Origin of the sequence: Paenirhodobacter enshiensis (genome assembly GCF_000740785.1) — a bacterium.
In the GTDB taxonomy this organism is placed as follows: Bacteria; Pseudomonadota; Alphaproteobacteria; order Rhodobacterales; family Rhodobacteraceae; genus Rhodobacter; species Rhodobacter enshiensis.
In genome coordinates this window covers 65,223-82,529 of record NZ_JFZB01000012.1, presented here as the reverse complement: position 1 = coordinate 82,529, position 17,307 = coordinate 65,223, and the positions used below count along the sequence as shown (strand labels likewise).

13 protein-coding genes are annotated in these 17,307 nt (G+C 69.2%); 5 read left to right on the top strand and 8 right to left on the bottom strand.

All coding sequences use genetic code 11. The features are described from left to right. Positions 1–78: 78 nt before the first annotated feature. Positions 79–1,338, top strand: coding sequence for an MFS transporter (locus tag CG50_RS08330; protein WP_036637046.1), 1,260 nt, complete (start codon positions 79–81; stop codon positions 1,336–1,338). A gap of 52 nt (positions 1,339–1,390) precedes the next feature. Here the strand turns inward: CG50_RS08330 and CG50_RS08325 are convergent, their stop codons facing one another. Then, the gene (locus CG50_RS08325; RefSeq protein ID WP_245615646.1) at positions 1,391–2,302 is read right to left on the bottom strand and encodes a glycosyltransferase family 8 protein; all 912 of its coding nucleotides are present in this window, start codon (positions 2,300–2,302) and stop codon (positions 1,391–1,393) included. Between the two features lie 169 nt (positions 2,303–2,471). Further along, positions 2,472–4,529 (bottom strand): bifunctional DedA family/phosphatase PAP2 family protein, encoded by a 2,058-nt coding sequence (locus tag CG50_RS08320; RefSeq protein WP_036637045.1) that lies wholly within the window; start codon positions 4,527–4,529, stop codon positions 2,472–2,474. A 183-nt stretch (positions 4,530–4,712) separates the two neighbouring features. On the opposite strand from CG50_RS08320, the gene CG50_RS08315 reads away from it, so the two are divergent. Both CG50_RS08315 and CG50_RS08310 read left to right on the top strand, forming a co-directional pair. Beyond that, a complete protein-coding gene (locus tag CG50_RS08315) occupies positions 4,713–5,387 on the top strand; it encodes a response regulator (RefSeq protein WP_036637043.1) in 675 nt (224 codons plus the stop codon). Positions 5,388–5,395: 8 nt separating this feature from the next. Beyond that, positions 5,396–6,769, top strand: coding sequence for a sensor histidine kinase (locus tag CG50_RS08310; protein WP_051909738.1), 1,374 nt, complete (start codon positions 5,396–5,398; stop codon positions 6,767–6,769). A gap of 169 nt (positions 6,770–6,938) precedes the next feature. Here CG50_RS08310 and CG50_RS08305 read toward each other — a convergent pair whose 3' ends face one another. The 5 genes from CG50_RS08305 to CG50_RS08285 all read right to left on the bottom strand — a co-directional run bounded on the left by CG50_RS08305 (position 6,939) and on the right by CG50_RS08285 (position 14,056). Beyond that, entirely contained in the window at positions 6,939–8,159 is a 1,221-nt protein-coding gene (locus CG50_RS08305; protein WP_036637039.1) for an acyl-CoA dehydrogenase, read from the bottom strand. Positions 8,160–8,333: 174 nt separating this feature from the next. Then, positions 8,334–9,482 (bottom strand): acyl-CoA dehydrogenase family protein, encoded by a 1,149-nt coding sequence (locus tag CG50_RS08300; protein ID WP_036637037.1) that lies wholly within the window; start codon positions 9,480–9,482, stop codon positions 8,334–8,336. A 10-nt stretch (positions 9,483–9,492) separates the two neighbouring features. After that, a complete protein-coding gene (locus CG50_RS08295; protein ID WP_036637034.1) occupies positions 9,493–10,683 on the bottom strand; it encodes an acyl-CoA dehydrogenase family protein in 1,191 nt (396 codons plus the stop codon). A 2-nt stretch (positions 10,684–10,685) separates the two neighbouring features. After that, positions 10,686–11,897 carry an acetyl-CoA C-acyltransferase gene (locus CG50_RS08290; RefSeq protein WP_036637032.1) on the bottom strand — a complete coding sequence of 404 codons (1,212 nt, stop codon included), beginning with the start codon at positions 11,895–11,897 and terminating at the stop codon, positions 10,686–10,688. Beyond that, positions 11,894–14,056 (bottom strand): 3-hydroxyacyl-CoA dehydrogenase NAD-binding domain-containing protein, encoded by a 2,163-nt coding sequence (locus CG50_RS08285; RefSeq protein ID WP_211248585.1) that lies wholly within the window; start codon positions 14,054–14,056, stop codon positions 11,894–11,896. Before CG50_RS08285 ends, CG50_RS08290 begins: the two co-directional genes overlap by 4 nt. A 719-nt stretch (positions 14,057–14,775) precedes the next feature. Between CG50_RS08285 and CG50_RS08280 the strand changes: the two genes are divergently transcribed. Together CG50_RS08280 and CG50_RS08275 are read left to right on the top strand one after the other, a co-directional pair. Continuing rightward, positions 14,776–15,240: a PaaI family thioesterase gene (locus CG50_RS08280; protein WP_036637030.1), complete on the top strand. Its 465-nt coding sequence runs from the start codon at positions 14,776–14,778 to the stop codon at positions 15,238–15,240. Positions 15,241–15,270: 30 nt separating this feature from the next. Further along, positions 15,271–16,455 carry a CaiB/BaiF CoA transferase family protein gene (locus tag CG50_RS08275; protein WP_036637028.1) on the top strand — a complete coding sequence of 395 codons (1,185 nt, stop codon included), beginning with the start codon at positions 15,271–15,273 and terminating at the stop codon, positions 16,453–16,455. A gap of 9 nt (positions 16,456–16,464) precedes the next feature. On the opposite strand, the gene CG50_RS08270 is transcribed toward CG50_RS08275, so the two are convergent. After that, positions 16,465–17,256, bottom strand: coding sequence for an IclR family transcriptional regulator (locus tag CG50_RS08270; protein ID WP_036637026.1), 792 nt, complete (start codon positions 17,254–17,256; stop codon positions 16,465–16,467). Between the last annotated feature and the right edge of the window lie 51 nt (positions 17,257–17,307).

Below are 17,307 nucleotides of genomic sequence, written 5' to 3'. Positions count from 1 at the left end.
GGACGGTCGGGCCGCAAGGAGGATTTCGGCCCGGGATGGAGGATCCCTGCACCGTCCCCCCAGGAAGGAGTTCCATTCGTGTCACAGATCCCCGTTGCAGGATCTGCACGCACCGTTGCGGTGCTGTGCTGGATTGCCGTCATTCTGGACGGTTTCGACCTCGTCGTTCTCGGCGCGCTGATCCCGGTTCTCACCGGCGGTGCGACCCCGTGGATGACTGCGGCCGAGGCGACTTTCGTCTCGACCATCAGCCTTGTCGGCATGACCCTCGGCGCGCTGTCGATCGGCATCGCCACCGACAAGATCGGCCGTCGCAAGGCGATGCTGTGGGCCGTGGGCAGCTTTTCGGTGCTGACCCTCGCTTGCGCCTTCGTTTCCGATGCGACGCAGCTTGGCGTGCTGCGCTTCTTCGCCGGGATCGGGCTTGGCGGCTGTCTGCCGACCGCGATCGCGATGGTGACCGAATTCGCCCGCGGGATGACGGGCAAGGCCTCGACCCGGGTGATGACCGGCTACCACGTGGGTGCGGTTGCGACGGCGCTTCTTGGGCTGGTGCTGATGCCGGCCTTCGGCTGGCGTGCGATGTTCGTCGCAGGCGCGGTGCCGGGGCTGATCTTGCTGCCGGCGATGCTGCGTCTGCTGCCGGAATCGCCGTCTTTCCTGGTGGCGAAGGGCCGCCGGGCCGAGGCCGAGACAATCGCCGCGGCCTATGGCGTGACGCTCGCCCCGCCTGCGCCGGCGGAAGAAAAGGCCTCGACCGGATCGTTGTTCCGCGCGCCGTTCCTGCGCAATTCGGTGCTGATCTGGGTGACCTCGTTCATGGGGCTGCTGCTGGTCTACGGGCTGAACACCTGGCTGCCGAAGCTGATGATGTCGGCGGGCTACGGGCTGAGCGGAGGGCTGTGGCTGCTCTTGATGCTCAACGTGGGCGCGGTGTGCGGTCTGCTGGTCGCGGGGCAGGTCGGCGACCGGATCGGGCTGAAGCCGGCGGCGGTGCTGTGGTTCCTGTGCGGCGCGGTGCTGCTGGGGCTGTTGTCGGTGAAGATGTCGCCGGTGCTGCTCTATCCGGCGGTGTTTCTGACCGGCTGCTTCGTGTTCTCGGCGCAGGTGCTGGTCTATGCCTATACCGCCTCGAACCATCCGCCGGGGGTGCGGGCGACGGCGCTCGGCATGTCGGCCGGGGTGGGGCGTCTTGGGGCGATCTCGGGGCCGCTGCTCGGCGGCACGCTGGTGTCGCTCGGCCTCGGGCATCCCTGGGGGTTCTACATCTTCGCGCTGGTGGGCTTCCTCGGAGCTGTCGCGCTGAGCCTGACCCGGGTGCTTCGGCAAAAGGCCTGACGATCCGCCGGCCGGCCGCAGCATGTGGCCGGCCGGTTTCCATCGGATGGTCTCAGGGCCGCAGCGTCAGATCGGTCGGAAACCTGGCCAGATAGCGCGCCATCTTGCGCCGGTTCAGCAGATGGCGCAGCAGCATCGACAACATCCTGCGCGAACCGGGTCCAGTGCCTTCGGGCGGCAGCGCGGTCGCGCGTTGCGGGAAATGCTGGCGCAGAAAGCGGGAAAGCTCGGCCCCGAAGCGCGGCGGCAGCGCACCCGCCGGCGCGTTCCACGGCTTTTCCGGCCCGATGAAATGCACGATATTCGCGCCCAGCATCGCCTCGTGCAGGCGGGCGGCGCGGCTGTATTGCCAGTTCCATTTCGGCGACAGTTCGGCCCAGTCTCCGTGCAGGACGCAGTTCAGCAAGGTCTGGTCGTGGCGTTTCAGCTGCCCGCCGCGGGACTGACCGAAGGCCAGCATCCGCTCGGTCAGGCCAAGTTTCTGCCAGCGTGGCACGTCGATCAGCAGGACTCCGGAATTCAGATAGCGCGCCGGACCGAGGCGGAAGGTGCGGAACTCCTCGGGCATCCGCCCGGGGGTGCGCCACTGCGGGTTGTCGCGCACCGCCGCGACCGCATGGCCCCCCAGATCGGCGCCGAGCAGCGCCGCGATATCGCCGCCCTGCACGAAAATGTCGGAATCGAGATACAGGATGCGGTCGTAATCCGCCGCAAGCTGGCCCGGCAGGAGCAGACGGTGATAGGCACTTTCGCTGCGCCGCGCATCGAGGCCGAACCCCGCGAGCGCCGGTTCCGGCGAAAGCGCGATGGCCCGCAGCCCGAGGCCGGCAAGGCTGTCGGGAATGACCGGCTTCTCGGTGCCGCACAGGCAGATGTCGAAATCGCGCTGCGGCGCCTGTCCGGCGATCTGGCTCGCGGCGAACAGCGCATAGGGCAGGTAGCGGTCGTCGCAGCAAAACGCCACGGCCCGGCGCGGTCGGGCGGGAACTGGGGCGGGCAGGGGAAGTCCGGACGGGGCAGGCGGAACGGAGCGGAGCGGCAGGCTCTTCATCGGGACAGTCTCGGGCAGCGATGCTCAGCCGCATCGGCGCGCAACGATGCCCGTCCGGTCCCGCTCCCGGCTGTCCCAATTCTTACGGTTTGGTGAGAACTGCCTCCGGCGCGGGCGTATCGACCCCGATCAGCGGCAGCGGGGCCGTTCCGGGTGCGATCTGCCGTGTTCCGGCCCCCATCGCCTGCGCCAGAGCTTCGGCGACATCCGTCCCGTCGCTGCCCTCGTCGAGATCGAGCCCGTCGTCACGGCGCAGCACGCCCAGCCACAGTCGCCGCCCGTCGGCCAGCACGAACCGGCTTTGCCACAGCCGCATCCGCGGTGTCTTGCCCGCAGTCTGATCCGGGGCAGGCTGGGTCAGGCTCAGGGCCAGATCGTTGGCGCGTTCGTTCCAGAACAGCGGCACGGGCGCGGCATCGGGGGCGCTGTCCTCGCTCAGCGCATCGAGGGCACTGCGCGCGAGCCCCGGCACCGTGACCGGGCGCGCCACCGTCCAGCCCCGGGCGTGAAGCGCGGATTCGAGGGCGGCGCGCGAAGGTGCGGCAAAGGCGATGTTCAGTGCGAAGCGATGCTCGCCGCTCAGCGTCACGGCGGCATCGGGCTCGCGGTAGCGGGTGAAGATCTCCTCGGGCGCGCTCAGCGCGATGGGGGCGGTTTCGGGCGGACGCGGGTTCAGCGCCTTGCTGTAATCGGCCAGCCGCAGCCCCGCCCCCCCGATCAGCAGCACCGAGGCCAGCGCGGCCGCCGCGGCAGCCATCCCCCGCACCGGGCGCGGCGCGGGCGGGTGGCGCAGCTGGCGCCATTCCGTCACCGCGATGCCGCTCATCAGGCACAGCGCGCCGAGCACCCACCCGGCGAGGACATCGCTCAGGTAATGTTCGACGAGGAACAGCCGGCTCAGCCCGATCAGGAAGGCCACCGCCACCGCCCAGAACGCCGCCGTCACCGGACCGAGGCGGCGCACCCGCCACAGGATGTAGAACAGCATCGCATAAAAGGCGACGCTGACCGTGGCATGGCCCGATGGAAAGCTGCCCGAGGTCTCGACGAAATAGCCAAGCGCCGAGCGCGGTCGCTCGAACGCGAGTTTCAGCAGCCCGACCGAGACCAGATCGGCGCCGAGCGCACTCAGCAATCCCGCGATCAGCGCCCATCGCCGCGCGAGTGCGAGCCACATCAGCGCCAGCACCAGCAGCGCCGCCACCACCCGCACATCGCCAAGCGCGGTGAACACCGTGAACCCGGCGACGAGACCGGGCGTCCACAGCGCGTGCATCAGCTGTGCGAGCCGCGCGTCAATCTGCACGATCGGCGCCGAATGGGCGAAATCGAAGGCGATCCCCGCACCGAGCCCGAGCAGATAGACGAACCCGATCCCCAGAAGCGTCGCCGGCAGGCCGAGGAAATGGCTGCGGTCCATCCGGCTGGCGATCAGACGGGCAAGTCGGGGATGGCGCGCGCCGAAGGCGTCCGCCCTGGGCATCCCGGCGATCCGGTCCATCAGCCCGCCGAGCATTTCCAGAACCACCGGCAGGGCGCGGTCCAGCCGGCGCAGGCTCCACCACAGCCCGAGCGCCGCCGCGCCGAGCGCGAGCCCCACCAGCGCCTCGCGCATCAGCACCGGCGGCAGCTGCGTCACCCCGAGTCCGAGCACATAGCCGAAGCCCACATGGCCGATCGCATAGGGCAGGCCGCTCGCGATGTTCCACAGCCGGAACCGGCGCGTCTCCATCCCCGAGAGCGCGGCGACCAGCGGCACGAAAGCCGCGACCGGGCCGAGGAACCGCCCGATCACCAGCGCCGCGCCGCCATGGCGTGCGAACAGCTGTCGGGCGCGGGCATAGGGGGCCATGTCCTCGACCTTCCAGCGCGCGCTCAGCCGCTGGCGCAGGTGACGGCCGACCCAGAAGGTCGCCTCGCCGCCGAGAACAGAGCCGATGGCCACGAACCAGACCAGATCGAGGAAATCGAGCAGACCGCGCTGCACCATCACCCCGCCCGCATCGACGAACAGCGTGCCCGGCAGGAAGATCCCGGTCAGCACGAAGGCCTCCAGACCCGCTGCGAGGCCGATCCCCCAATAGGCCAGCCCCCCGAGCGCGGCGAGAGAGGGAAGGATCTGGGTCATCGAATCGAACATCTGGCGGTCTTTCCGATCTGGAACGCGGGTGGCGGGACAGCGCCGCCTCGGGGAGGGGCGCGACCCCAGATAGGCATCGCGGCACCGGGCGCAAAGCTGGGACTGTCATACAAATTGGTAAACCCCGCGCCAAGTCCGCTGTTCCCCCGTGACAGCGCCGGCCATTCGCACGACAGTGCGGCCATGAAGATCCTGATCGCCGAAGACGATGCCGAGACCGGAACCTACCTGCGCCAGGGGCTGGAGCGGGAGGGCCATTCCGTCGATCTGCTGCGCGACGGGCGCGAGGCGCTCGCTCAGGCGACGGCGCGGGATTACGATCTGTTCGTGCTCGACCGGATGATGCCGGGGCTCGACGGTCTGGCGCTGCTGCGTGCGTTGCGGGCGGCGCGGATCGCGACGCCGGCGATCTTGCTGACCGCCATGGGCAGCGTCGAGGACCGGGTGGAGGGGCTGCGCGCGGGCGCAGACGATTACATGGTCAAGCCCTTCGCCTTCGTCGAGCTGTTGGCGCGCATCGACACCATCGCGCGCCGCCCGACGCTGCGCCCCGAGGTGACGGAACTGGTGCAGGGCGATCTGCGCCTCGATCTGTTGTCGCGCGAAGCCTGGCGCGAGGGCCGGCGCATCGAGCTGCAACCGCGCGAATTCCTGCTGCTGCGTCATTTCATGGAACGCCCTGGCCGGGTGCAGACCCGCACCTTGCTGCTGGAAGCGGTGTGGGACATCCATTTCGATCCGAAGACCAGTGTCGTCGAGACCCATATCAGCCGGTTGCGTGCCAAGATCGACAAGCCCTTCGCGCGGCCCTATCTGAACACGCTGCACGGCATCGGCTACGTGTTCGATCCGTCATGAAAACCGGGATGAAGGTCACTCTCACCTGGTCGATGCGCTTCGCGCTGGCGATCTCGGCGGTGTTCGCGGTGGCGGCTCTGGTGGCGGGGGGCGTGTCGTGGCGGCTGCAATCGGACGAGATGATCCGCGCCTTGCGCAACGAGGTGCGCGCCGATGCCGAAAGCCTCGCGCTCGCGGTGCGTGACGGCGACATGGAGGATCTGGCGGATCAGATCGCGGCGCGGGTCGCGGTCAGCGGTGACGATGCGCGGATCGTGGCTTTCGTTCCCTCGGACGGGGGGGCGGTTCTGGGCAACGCGACGGTCGATGTTCCGTTCGAGGGGGTGCGTCAACTGGTGCCCGGAGACGGGCTTCACCTGCATCTGCCGCCCGCGGCCGACATTCCCGAAGGCTATGTGGCCTACGGCCTGCGCTTGCCGCAGGGCTGGCTGATGACCGGCCACGACGACGCCTGGCCGCGCGAACAGACAGAGATACTGCTCGACAGTTTCGGCTGGGGGCTGGGGCTTGCGCTGGTGTTCGCGACGGGCTTCGCGATCTTCATCGCGCGCCGGACCGAGGCCCGGATCGGCCGGATGGAGCGGGTTCTGGAAGCCGTCGGTGCCGGACGGCACGGGCTGCGTATCCACGACGGTGGCAGCGACGACGTGGCGCGGCTGGCACAAAGCGTCGATGCTGCACTCGACCGGCTGGAGGCGGGGATCGACGCGATCCGTCAGGTCTCGACCGATGTCGCCCACGATCTGCGTGCGCCGCTCGGCCGGCTGCGGTTGCGGCTGGAGCCGGTGGCGCTCGACCCGGGGCTTCCGGCTGCGGCGCGGCGCGAGGTGGGCAGCGCGCTCGCCGATCTCGATCAGATCTCGGCCACGTTCGACACGATCCTGCGGCTCGCGCGGATGCAGGCGGGGATGGTGGCCATCGCGCCGGTGCCGGTCGATCTGACAGAACTCGGCCGCGAGGTCCACGAGATGATGCTCGCGAGTGCCGAAGACATGGGCCACAGGCTGGTCCTCGATCTTCCGGCGGGCGCGGCCCTGGTGGCCGGAGACCGCGGCCTTCTGGCGCAGGCGCTGGTCAACCTGCTCGACAACGCGATGCGTCATTGTCCGGCGCCGGCGCGGATCACCTTGTCGCTGCATCGGGACGGGCGGGGGTGGAGCCTGAGCGTGTGCGATACCGGCCCGGGGATCCCCGAGGCCGATCTGTCGCGCGTGCGCGAACGGTTCGTGCGCCTCGACCGCAGCCGCGCCACGGCGGGCAACGGTCTGGGGCTGAGCCTCGTCGATGCCATCGCGGCGCTGCACGGTGCGCGGCTGCGGCTGGAAAACACCGCCGACGGGCTGTGCGCTACGCTGGTTTTCCCGGCTCCGCCGGCGATCTAGCGGCGCCGCTTCGCAAAGGTGGGGGCCATGCGCGCCACCGGAAGGCGGATCCCCGCCTCCCCGCGCATGGCCCCCCGTCCCCCGGTCCGGACAGCGCAGGAGCGAGAATGCCGCCCGCTCCGGGGGATCGGCCGGGGGCGTGACCTGCCCCCGGCCCCATTCCGCGGCCTTACTGGAAGGCCTGAAGCCCGGTAATCGCGCGGCCGAGGATCAGTGCATGAATGTCATGCGTGCCCTCGTAGGTGTTCACCGTCTCCAGATTGACCATGTGGCGGATCACCTGGAATTCGCCCGAGATGCCGTTGCCACCGTGCATGTCGCGCGCCAGCCGCGCCGCATCGAGCGCCTTGCCGCAATTGTTGCGCTTGAGGATCGAGATCATCTCGGGCGCGGCATTGGCCTCGTCCATCAGCCGCCCGACGCGCAGACAGCTTTGCGTGCCGAGGCTGATCTCGGTCAGCATGTTGGCAAGCTTGAGCTGGTATAGCTGGGTCTGGGCCAAAGGCCTGCCGAACTGCTTGCGGTCGAGCCCGTATTGCCGCGCGGCATTGAGGCAGAATTCGGCCGCACCGAGCACCCCCCAGGCGATGCCGTAACGCGCCCGGTTGAGACAGCCGAACGGCCCCTTCAGCCCCTCGACATGGGGCAGCAGAGCGTCTTCGCCCACCGCGACGTCCTGCATCACGATCTCGCCGGTGATCGAGGCGCGCAGGCTCAGCTTGTTGCCGATCTTCGGCGCCGAGAGGCCCTTCATGCCCCTTTCCAGCACGAAGCCGCGGATCTTGCCGCCATGTGCCTCGGATTTCGCCCAGACCACGAAGACATCGGCGATCGGCGCGTTCGAGATCCACATCTTGGTGCCGCTCAGCACGTAGCCGTCGGCGGTCTTGCGCGCCACGGTCTTCATGCTGCCGGGGTCCGATCCCGCGTCGGGCTCGGTCAGGCCGAAACAGCCGATCCATTCGCCCGAGGCGAGCTTCGGCAGGTATTTCCGCCGCTGCGCCTCCGATCCGTAGGCATAGATCGGATACATCACCAGCGAGCTCTGCACCGACATCATGCTGCGATAGCCGGAATCGACGCGCTCGATCTCGCGCGCGACGAGGCCATAGGAGACATAACCCGCACCGAGGCCGCCGTATTCCTCAGGGATGGTGACGCCCAGAAGCCCCATCCCGCCCATCTCGCGGAAAATCTCGGGGTCGGTGTGCTCGGTCTCGAAGGCCTCGATGGCGCGCGGTTGCAGCTTCTCCTGCGCATAGGCCCGGGCGGCGTCGCGCAGCATCCGCTCTTCCTCGGTCAGCTCAAGGTCCATGCGGAACGGATCTTGCCAGTCGAACCGGCCGAGATCGGGGGCATCCTTGGCCTTCAGGCTGGGTTTGTCGTTCATGTGCTCCTCCATCGTGTTGGGATCAGGCGCCGGAAACCGGCGGGTGTTTCTCAGAAAAAGGCGCGATGTCCGCGCCGGAATCGGGGGCAAGGGGGCTGCGGCTTTCCGGTCCGCGGTGGACAGAACCGGCAGATCGCCGTGGCTGGCGTGTCCGGGGCCTCATTGCGTCCTTCCTCATTCCGCGGCGATCAGGCCGCCGGCATCGGCGACGCGGGCCAGATGGAAGGCAGTATCGCCAAGCTGCGTTTCGATCACCGTCAGGCGCTTGAAGTAATGCGCACCGATATATTCCATCGTCATGCCGATGCCGCCATGCAGCTGCACCGCCGTCTGGCCGACGAACCGGGCCGAGCGGTTGATCTGCACCTTCACCGCCGACAGCGCCGCGCGCCGCTCGGCCGGATCGTCCGCCTCGACCATCATCGCACCGTAACACGCCATCGAGCGCGCCTGTTCCACCATCAGCAGCATGTCGACGGCCTTGTGCTGCAACGCCTGAAAGCTGCCGATCGGCACGCCGAACTGGCGCCGGGTCTTGAGGTAATCGACGGTCAGCCGGTGCAGCTCTTCCATCGCGCCGACCGCTTCGGCGGCGAGTGCGGCGATGCCGGCCTCGGCGATGCGCTCGATCACCGTCAGCCCGTCGGCATCCTCGGCAGAGCCCTCCACCGGGTCAAGCCGCTCCGCCGGGGCACGGTCGAGCACCAGATCGGCGAGGCGGCTGCCATCCTGCGCCGCGTAGCCCGAAAGCTGCGCCCCCGCGCCGCGGGGATCGACGAGGAACAGACCCACCCCGCCCGTGTCCAGCCGCGCCGGCACGACGATGGCATCCGCGCTCTCGCCCCACACGATCAGATCCTTGCGCCCGCTGAGCACCGGACCCGCGGGCGTCTCCTCGGCCCGCGTCGCGACATGGCCGAGGTCATGGCGCGCGCCGGGTTCGGTCAGCGCGACGCTCAGGCACAGATCGCCCGCAGCGATCTCGGGGATCAGCCGTGCCTTCTGAGCGGCACTCGCGCCGAAGCGCAGCGCCGCCGCCCCAAGAACCCCGGTCGCGAGGAAGGGTTCGAGCGCGAGGCTGCGCCCGATGGCCTCCATCGCGATCATCGTCTCGACCGGGCCGCCGCCATAGCCGCCGTCTTCCTCGGCGAAGGGCATTCCCAGAAGGCCCAGCTCCGCCAGCCCCTGCCACAGCGCCGGATCGCGCCCCTCGGGTCGCCGGCGCATCGCCTCGCGCGCCTCGAGCCCGCTGTAGCGCCCGGCCAGATAGCGCCCGATGCTGTCCTTCAGCTGGCCCTGTTCGCTCGTCAGATCGAAATCCATCATCGCCCCCTCAAAGACCGAGGATCGCCTTCGCGATCACGTTGTGCTGGATCTCGTTCGAGCCGCCGTAGATCGAGACTTTGCGATTGTTGAAGTAAAGCGCCGCCGCCGCATCGGCCCAGCCGAAGGCCGCGCTCTCCGGCCCCGTTACGCGCCCGGCCCCCACCGCGCCATAAGGCCCGGCCAGTTCCAGAAGCAGCTCCGTCGAGGTCTGCTGCAACTCCGATCCCTTGATCTTGAGGATCGAGGACGCCGGGTCCGGCCGGTCGGATCCGGCCTTCATCTGCGCCGCGATCACCCGCATCTGGGTGATCTCCAGTGCCTTCAGCTCGATCTCCAGCTGAGCGAGGCGGGTGCGAAAGCCGATGTCGTCCCACATCGTGCCCGCGCCCGAGGGCAGCTCTCGCGCCAGGCGCTTGATGCGGGCGATGCGCTCTTTCGTCATGCCGATCCGGGCGATGCCGGACCGCTCGTTCGCGAGCAGGAATTTCGCGTAATCCCAGCCCTTGTTCTCGGTCCCGACGAGGTTTTCCGCCGGCACCCGCACGTCATCGAAGAACACCTCGTTGACCTCGTGATGGCCTTCGAGGGTGACGATCGGGCGCACGGTGATGCCCGGCGTCTTCATGTCGATCAGCAAAAACGAGATCCCGGCCTGCTTCTTCGCCTCGGGATCGGTGCGCACGAGGCAGAAGATCCAGTCGGCATATTGGCCGAGCGTCGTCCAGGTCTTCTGACCGTTGACGACATAGCTGTCGCCGTCACGCACCGCCCGGGTCTTGAGCGAGGCGAGATCCGATCCCGCGCCCGGCTCGGAGAAGCCCTGACACCACCAGATGTCGAGATTCGCCGTCGGGGCCAGAAACCGGCGCTTCTGCGCCTCGGAGCCGAAGGCCGCGATCACCGGGCCGACCATGTAGCAGTTGAACTGCAGCGGCAGCGGCACCGCGGCCTGCTGCAACTCCTCGGTGAAGATGTAGCGCTGGATCGCGCTCCAGTCCTGACCGCCCCATTCGACGGGCCAGTGCGGCACCGCCCAGCCTTTCGCGTTCAGGATGCGCTGCGAGGCGACGATATCCTCGCGCTCGAGCTTACGGCCCTCGGAGACCTTGCGCCGGATCCCGGCGGGGATTTCGCTGCGCAGGAAGGCGCGGACCTCGGCGCGGAAAGCGGTTTCCTCGGGCGTGAAACGCAGATCCATGATCAGTCTCCGATCTCGAACAGGCCAGCGGCGCCCATGCCGCCGGCGATGCACATGGTGACGACGGCCAGACGCGCGCCGCGCCGGGCGCCCTCGATCAGCACATGGCCGGCGAGACGCGCTCCCGACATGCCGAACGGATGACCGAGCGCGATGGCGCCGCCGTTGACGTTGACCTTCCCGGGATCGAGCCCGAGCCGGCGGATGCAGTGAAGCGACTGCGAGGCGAAGGCTTCGTTCAGCTCCCACAGGTCGATGTCCCCGACGCTGAGCCCGGCCCGCTGCAAAAGCCGCGGCACCGCGAGGACCGCGCCGATGCCCATCTCGTCGGGCGCGCAGCCCGCCGTCGCATAGGCGAGGAACCGGCCGAGCGGGGCGAGGCCACGGTTGTGCGCCTCGGTCTCGCTCATCAGCACGAGGGCCGAAGCGCCGTCCGACAGCTGGCTTGCATTGCCGGCGGTGACGAATTCCTCCGCGCCGCGCACCGGGGACAGGGCGGCAAGCGCCTCATAGGTGGTATCGGGGCGGTTGCCTTCGTCCTTCTCGATGCGGACGGCGCGGTGGGTGACGATGCCGCTCGCCTTGTCGGTGACGGCCTGGGTCACCTCCATCGGCACGATCTCGGCGTCGAACCGGCCGGCGGCCTGCGCGGCGGCGGTGCGGCGCTGGCTTTCGAGGGCGAAGCGGTCCTGATCCTCGCGGCTGATGCCATAGCGGCGCGCCACGATATCGGCGGTCTCGATCATCGGCGTGTAGATCGCGGGCAGATGCTCCTGAAGCCAGGGGTTCTGCACCAGATCGCGGCGCACCGCCGGCTGCACGAGGCTGATCGATTCGACCCCGCCCGCCACCGCGACGGGCACGCCGTCGCGGCTGATCCGCGCGGCCGCATCGGCCACCGCCTCCAGCCCCGAGGCGCAGAACCGGCTGACCGTCACCCCCGAGGCCGAGACCGGAATCCCCGCCATGATCGCGCCGTGACGTGCGACATTGCCGCCGGTCGCGGCCTCGGGATAGCCGCAGCCGAGCACGACCTCCTCGACCGCATCGGCGGGGGTATCGGCCTTCGCCAGCGCGGCGCGGATGGCGTGTGCCGCCATGTCGGCGCCGCGGGTAAGGTTCAGCGCGCCGCGATGCGCCTTGCCGATCGGCGTGCGCGCGGTCGAGACGATGACGGCATGGGATGCGACATGGGGGGGACGTGCGGCGCTCATGCGCGACCCTCCGCACGGCGTTCGGCGTCGAAACCGGCGAAGCCCCGGCCCTCGGCCGCGAGGCGGCGCAACAGCGGCGCAGGGGCAAGTTCCGGCAGGTTCAGCTGCCGCGCCTGCGCGTCGAGCTTCGCCACCACCGTGCGCAGCCCGATGTCGTCAGCCCAGGCCATCGGCCCCCCGGTCCAGACCGGCCAGCCGTAACCGTTGATCCACACGAGATCGATATCCGAGGCCCGCGCCGCGATCCCCTCGTCGAGGATCCGCGCCGCCTCGTTCACCATCGGCAGGAACAGCCGTTCGGTCATCGCGGCCGCGTCGAGCGTTTCGGGTGCGATGCCCAGCTCGCGGCCGAGGGTCATGGCCAGATCGGCGACCTCCGGATCCGCGGTGCCGGTGCGTGCGCCCTCAGGGTAAAGATAGAAGCCGCGCCCGGTCTTCTGGCCGAGCCGCCCCATTTCGGCCAGCCGGTCCGCCACCGGGGCGAAGCCGCCGAACGCCTTGCGCGCGCGCCACCCGATATCGAGCCCGGCCAGATCCGTCATCGCGAAAGACCCCATCCGGAAGCCGAAGCCGGTCACCGCCGCGTCGATCCGACCGGGCGGGTTGCCGGCGAGCAGCAGCCGCTCGGCGGCGCGGGTGCGCGCGGCCAGCATCCGGTTGCCGATGAAGCCGAAGCCCACCCCCGACACCACCGCGAGCTTGCCGATCCGCTTCGCGAGCGCCATCGCGGTCGCCAGAACCTCGGGCCGGGTCGCGCCGCCGCGCACCACCTCCAGCAGACGCATCACATTGGCCGGCGAGAAGAAATGCAGCCCCAGCACATCGCCCGCCCGGCCCGAGGCGGCGGCGATCTCGTCGACATCGAGATAAGAGGTATTGGTCGCGAGGATCGCACCGGGGCCGGCGGCGCGGCCGATCTCGGCGAAGATCGCGCGCTTGACCGCCATGTCCTCGAAAGCGGCCTCGATCACCAGATCGGCACCGGCGACGGCCTGAAGCCCGACCGCGCCGGAAATCTGCGCCAGCGCCGCTTCGGCGCTGTTCTCGGAGACCGAGCCGCGCCGGACCGAGGTCGCGTAGCCCGCCCGGATCCGCTCGATCCCGCGGCTGAGCAGCTCGTCCGAGGTCTCGATCAGCGTGACGGCGATGCCGGCATTGGCGAAAGCGGTGGCGATGCCGCCGCCCATCGTGCCCGCGCCGATCACCGCGACGCGCGCGACCGGGCGCGTGGGCGTCGCGGCGTCGAGCCCCGGCACTTTCGCCGCCTGACGCTCTGCGAAGAACACATGGCGCAGCGCCCGCGCCTGCGGCGATGAGATCAGCGCCGCGAATTCGGCACGTTCAAGCGCGAGGCCCTCGGCGAAGGGCAGGGCGAGCGCGGCCTCGGTCGCGCGGATCAGCGCGGCGGTATTGCTCAGCGCGCCGTGACGGCGCATCGCCTCTTCGGTCGCGCGCGACAGCGCCGCGCGGGTCCCGGCGTCCGCCGCGACGGGGTGGGCGGAGGTGACGGGCCAGGTGCCGGCCGCCGCCAGATCGCGGGCAAGGGCGCAGGCGCGCGGCAGCGGATCGTCGGCCACCGCCTCGGCGAGGCCCGCCGTTTTGGCCGCCCCGGCATCGAGGCTGCGCCCGCTCAGCATCGTCTCGAAAGCCGCGACCGGACCGATCAGCCGCGGCAGCCGCTGCGTTCCGCCGGCCCCCGGGATCAGGCCGAGACGCACCTCTGGCAGACCGAAGGACGCGCGCCGGCCGGCGACGCGGGCATGACAGGCGAGTGTGAGTTCGCAGCCGCCGCCAAGCGCCGCACCGGTCACCGCCGCGACCACCGGCTTCGCCGAGGCTTCGATCGCCGCCAGAACCTCGGGCAGCGCGGGATCGCGCGCCGGTTTGCCGAATTCGGTGATGTCGGCACCCGCGCTGAACAGCTTCCCCGCCCCGGTGACGACGACGGCGCGCACCGCCGGATCGGCGTTGGCCCGGGCCAGCGCCGCGCGCAATGCCGCGCGCAATGCAGCCGACAGAGCATTGACCGGCGGCGCATCCAGCGTCAGCACGGCCACGCCGTCGCGGACGTCATATCCGACGGGACCGGTTTTGTCGTCCCGCGGCACATCGATTGCAGAATCGGGTGCCATCGCGACGCCGCCTGTTTGCTTTGCCATGTCTCTCCCCCCCACAATATCCCACATAGCGGAATATATGCTCGTATAGTGGAATTAGATGCGGCAATCGCATCGTCTGTCAAACGGAAAAATGTTCGCTCGCCGCCTGTCCGCCTGCGTGACGGACCGTCATCGCAGACCCGCCGTCGTCGTCGATGCACGACTGAATATTCCGTTATGCGAGATTTTATTCCGCATTATTGACAGCCGCGCCGCGCTCGTGCCATGCAGGAACAGGGACGTCTTCGGACGACAGCAGAGGGCGTGCGTGCTCACCGGCCGGTGCGGGATGGGAGCCCGCGCCCGCGGCCCGGCCTGACCAGGCGGGAGCCGGCGCGCGCATCGCGACAGGGAGGAAAGAAGCGTGAGGAGTCTTCTGGCCGCATCGTGGCTTGCGCTTGCCGCAGCGCTGACTGCGGCCGAGGCACGAGAGCTGCCGTTCGGATCCGGGATCGCGCCCGCCGCCGGGACTGTCGCAGCGGTTGCCGAACGCCTTTCGGCAGGCGGGTTCGCCGCCGTCGCAGGGATTGAGTCTGGCATCATTGACCCGCCCCAAAACGCAGGCGGTATCGGGGGGAGCCGGTCCGCCGGAGAGGTCGCGAATCCCGCCCGGGAAGGCTGGGGCGGAGAGGGCAGACGGGGTGCGATGCCATCCGGACCCGCCGGCGGTGTCGAACCGGACCGGCTGAACGATCTGAATGTCGCCCGGGAGGACCGTCATGACACAGCAAATACCTGAGCCCGGCCCGGCCGAGGACCCGGCGGCGGCCACCGGCTTTCGCCGGCTTCTCGGCTATCGCACCGCCGAGTGGCGAGAGGGCCATGCGGTGCTGGAGATGGATCTCGACGAACGGCACATGAACCGCGCGGGGGTGCTGCATGGCGGCGCGCTGGCGACGTTGATCGACACCGCCTGTGGGCTGGCCGCCACCTGGGCGCCCGAAGGGGCGCCGCCGCGGCTGTGTGTCACGTTATCGCTCGCGGTCTCGTTTGCCGGGCAGGCCGCCGGGGGACGGGTGCGCGCGACGGCCCGTCTGCGCGGCGGCGGGCGGCGGATCGTATTTTGCTCGGCCGAGGTGACGGATGCGGCCGGGCGGCTGATCGGGATGGGCGAGGGCAGCTTCCGCTACCGCGCCAGCCCCGGCACCGAAGACACGGCCGGAGACGGCACCGGGGCGCGCTGAGCCCCGTTCGTGCATGAGGAGGAGCATTGCATGAAGGCACTCGACGACATTTTCGTTCTGGATCTGAGCCGGGTTCTGGCCGGCCCCTGGGCGACGCAGATCCTGGGCGACCTCGGGGCGGATGTGGTCAAGGTGGAACGGCCCGGGCGCGGTGACGACACCCGCGGCTGGGGCCCGCCCTTCCTGACCGATCCCGAAACCGGCGCCATCGGAGATGCCAGCTATTTCCTGTGCGCCAACCGCAACAAGCGCTCCATCGCGCTCGATATCGCGACGCCCGAGGGACAGGAGACGATCCGCGCGCTTGCCGCCAGGGCCGATGTGCTGGTCGAGAATTACAAGGTCGGCGGGCTGAAGAAATACGGTCTCGATTACGCCAGCCTGTCGCAGATCAACCCGCGGCTGATCTATTGCTCGATCACCGGCTTCGGGCAGGACGGTCCGCTCGCCGGCAAGGCGGGCTATGATTTCATGATCCAGGCGATGGGCGGGATGATGAGCATCACCGGCGAACGCGATGGCCTGCCCGGCAGCGGGCCGCAGAAGGCGGGGATCGCCCTCGCCGATCTGACGACCGGGCTTTATGCGACGATCGGTATCCTCGGCGCGCTGCATCAGCGCGAACGCACCGGGCGCGGGCAGTATATCGACATGGCGCTTCTGGATACCCAGGTGGCGATGCTGTCGAACCACGCCGCGTCCTATTTCCTGTCAGGCAAGGTGCCGGGCCGGCTTGGCAACGGCCACGCGACGATCGTGCCCTATCAGAGTTTCCCGACCGCCGATGGCCATCTGGTAATCGCGGTCGGCAATGACGGCCAGTTCGCCCGGCTGGCGGCCGCGCTCGGCCATCCCGAATGGGGCAGCGATGCGCGCTATGTCACCAATGCCGCCCGCGTCGCCAACCGCGCCGAGCTGATCCCGATGATCGAGGCCGAGACGGTGAAGCACCCCTCGGCCGCGTTGCAGGCGACGCTCGAAGCCTGTGTCGTGCCTTGTGGCCAGATCAATACCATCGACAAGGTGTTCGACGAACCCCAGGTCCGCCATCGCGGGATGAAACGCACCGTCGCCCATCCGCTGGCCGCAGAGCTGCCGGTCGGCGCAAGCCCGCTGCGGCTGTCGGAGTCGCCCGTCAGCTACGACCGCGCGCCGCCCACCGTGGGCCAGCACACCGCCGAGGTGCTGCGCGAGAAGCTCGGCCGCGACGGGTAGAAGGTAGGCTCAGCGGGTGATCCGGTTCAGATCGCGCACCAGCGCGATCAGCTTCGGGCCGACCTCGTCGCGGATCCGCTCCTCGGTCAGGATCTGCGACGGGCCGCCGCAGTTGAACGCCAGAACCGGCCCGCCATCGCCCGGGATATAAGGCACGGCAACCGAATTCACGTCGGGCTTCCAGTCGCGCAGCGACAGGCAGTAGCCCAGCTCGCGGTAACGGGCGATCTCGGTGTCGATGCCCTGGCGGATTTCGGGCCAGCGCTCGGCTTCGTGATCGGCGAGAGCGGCGAAGATCTCCTCGCGCTGACGTTCGGACTGAGCGGCGATATAGGCCCGACCGAGCGCCGAGGTTGCGAGTTTGATATGCACCCCCACCTCGATCGCCAGAATGACCGCATTGCTGCCCTTGGCGCATTCGAGATAGACCATCGAGGTCCGGTCGCGCCCGGCGATGGCGACGGGGGCGCCGATCTCGTTCGCCAGCGCCTCGATCTTCGGTCTGGCCAGCGCCAGAACGCTCATCCCCGAAAGACAGGAAAACCCCAAAGACAGCACCGGCGGCGCCAGACTGTAGCGCGAGGTCAGCGGGTCGTAAGACAGATGTCCGGTGCGCTGCAACGTATAGGTCAGCCGCGAGACGGTCGATTTGCTCAGCCCCGTTCGCTCGGCCAGGTCCTTGTTTCCCAGCGAGCTTTCACCGCGCCGGAAAGCGCCCAGAATATCGAGCCCGCGCGCGAGGGCGCTGACGAAGGCGCTGTTCGGCCCCTCTTCGCTGTCGAGGGATTTGCGCGGGCGCATGACATGTCTCCGGTTGGGTCAAGCCGGAGATAGCATCCGGTCCGGTCAGAC

Bases quoted from the DNA above. Each gene is read 5' to 3' on its own strand.
- CG50_RS08285 (WP_211248585.1), bottom strand. From the start codon at position 14,056: ATGGCAAAGCAAACAGGCGGCGTCGCGATGGCACCCGATTCTGCAATC.
- CG50_RS08295 (WP_036637034.1), bottom strand. From the start codon at position 10,683: ATGGATCTGCGTTTCACGCCCGAGGAAACCGCTTTCCGCGCCGAGGTC.
- CG50_RS08280 (WP_036637030.1), top strand. From the start codon at position 14,776: ATGACACAGCAAATACCTGAGCCCGGCCCGGCCGAGGACCCGGCGGCG.
- CG50_RS08320 (WP_036637045.1), bottom strand. From the start codon at position 4,529: ATGTTCGATTCGATGACCCAGATCCTTCCCTCTCTCGCCGCGCTCGGG.
- CG50_RS08275 (WP_036637028.1), top strand. From the start codon at position 15,271: ATGAAGGCACTCGACGACATTTTCGTTCTGGATCTGAGCCGGGTTCTG.
- CG50_RS08310 (WP_051909738.1), top strand. From the start codon at position 5,396: ATGAAGGTCACTCTCACCTGGTCGATGCGCTTCGCGCTGGCGATCTCG.
- CG50_RS08290 (WP_036637032.1), bottom strand. From the start codon at position 11,897: ATGAGCGCCGCACGTCCCCCCCATGTCGCATCCCATGCCGTCATCGTC.
- CG50_RS08270 (WP_036637026.1), bottom strand. From the start codon at position 17,256: ATGCGCCCGCGCAAATCCCTCGACAGCGAAGAGGGGCCGAACAGCGCC.
- CG50_RS08315 (WP_036637043.1), top strand. From the start codon at position 4,713: ATGAAGATCCTGATCGCCGAAGACGATGCCGAGACCGGAACCTACCTG.
- CG50_RS08305 (WP_036637039.1), bottom strand. From the start codon at position 8,159: ATGAACGACAAACCCAGCCTGAAGGCCAAGGATGCCCCCGATCTCGGC.
- CG50_RS08300 (WP_036637037.1), bottom strand. From the start codon at position 9,482: ATGGATTTCGATCTGACGAGCGAACAGGGCCAGCTGAAGGACAGCATC.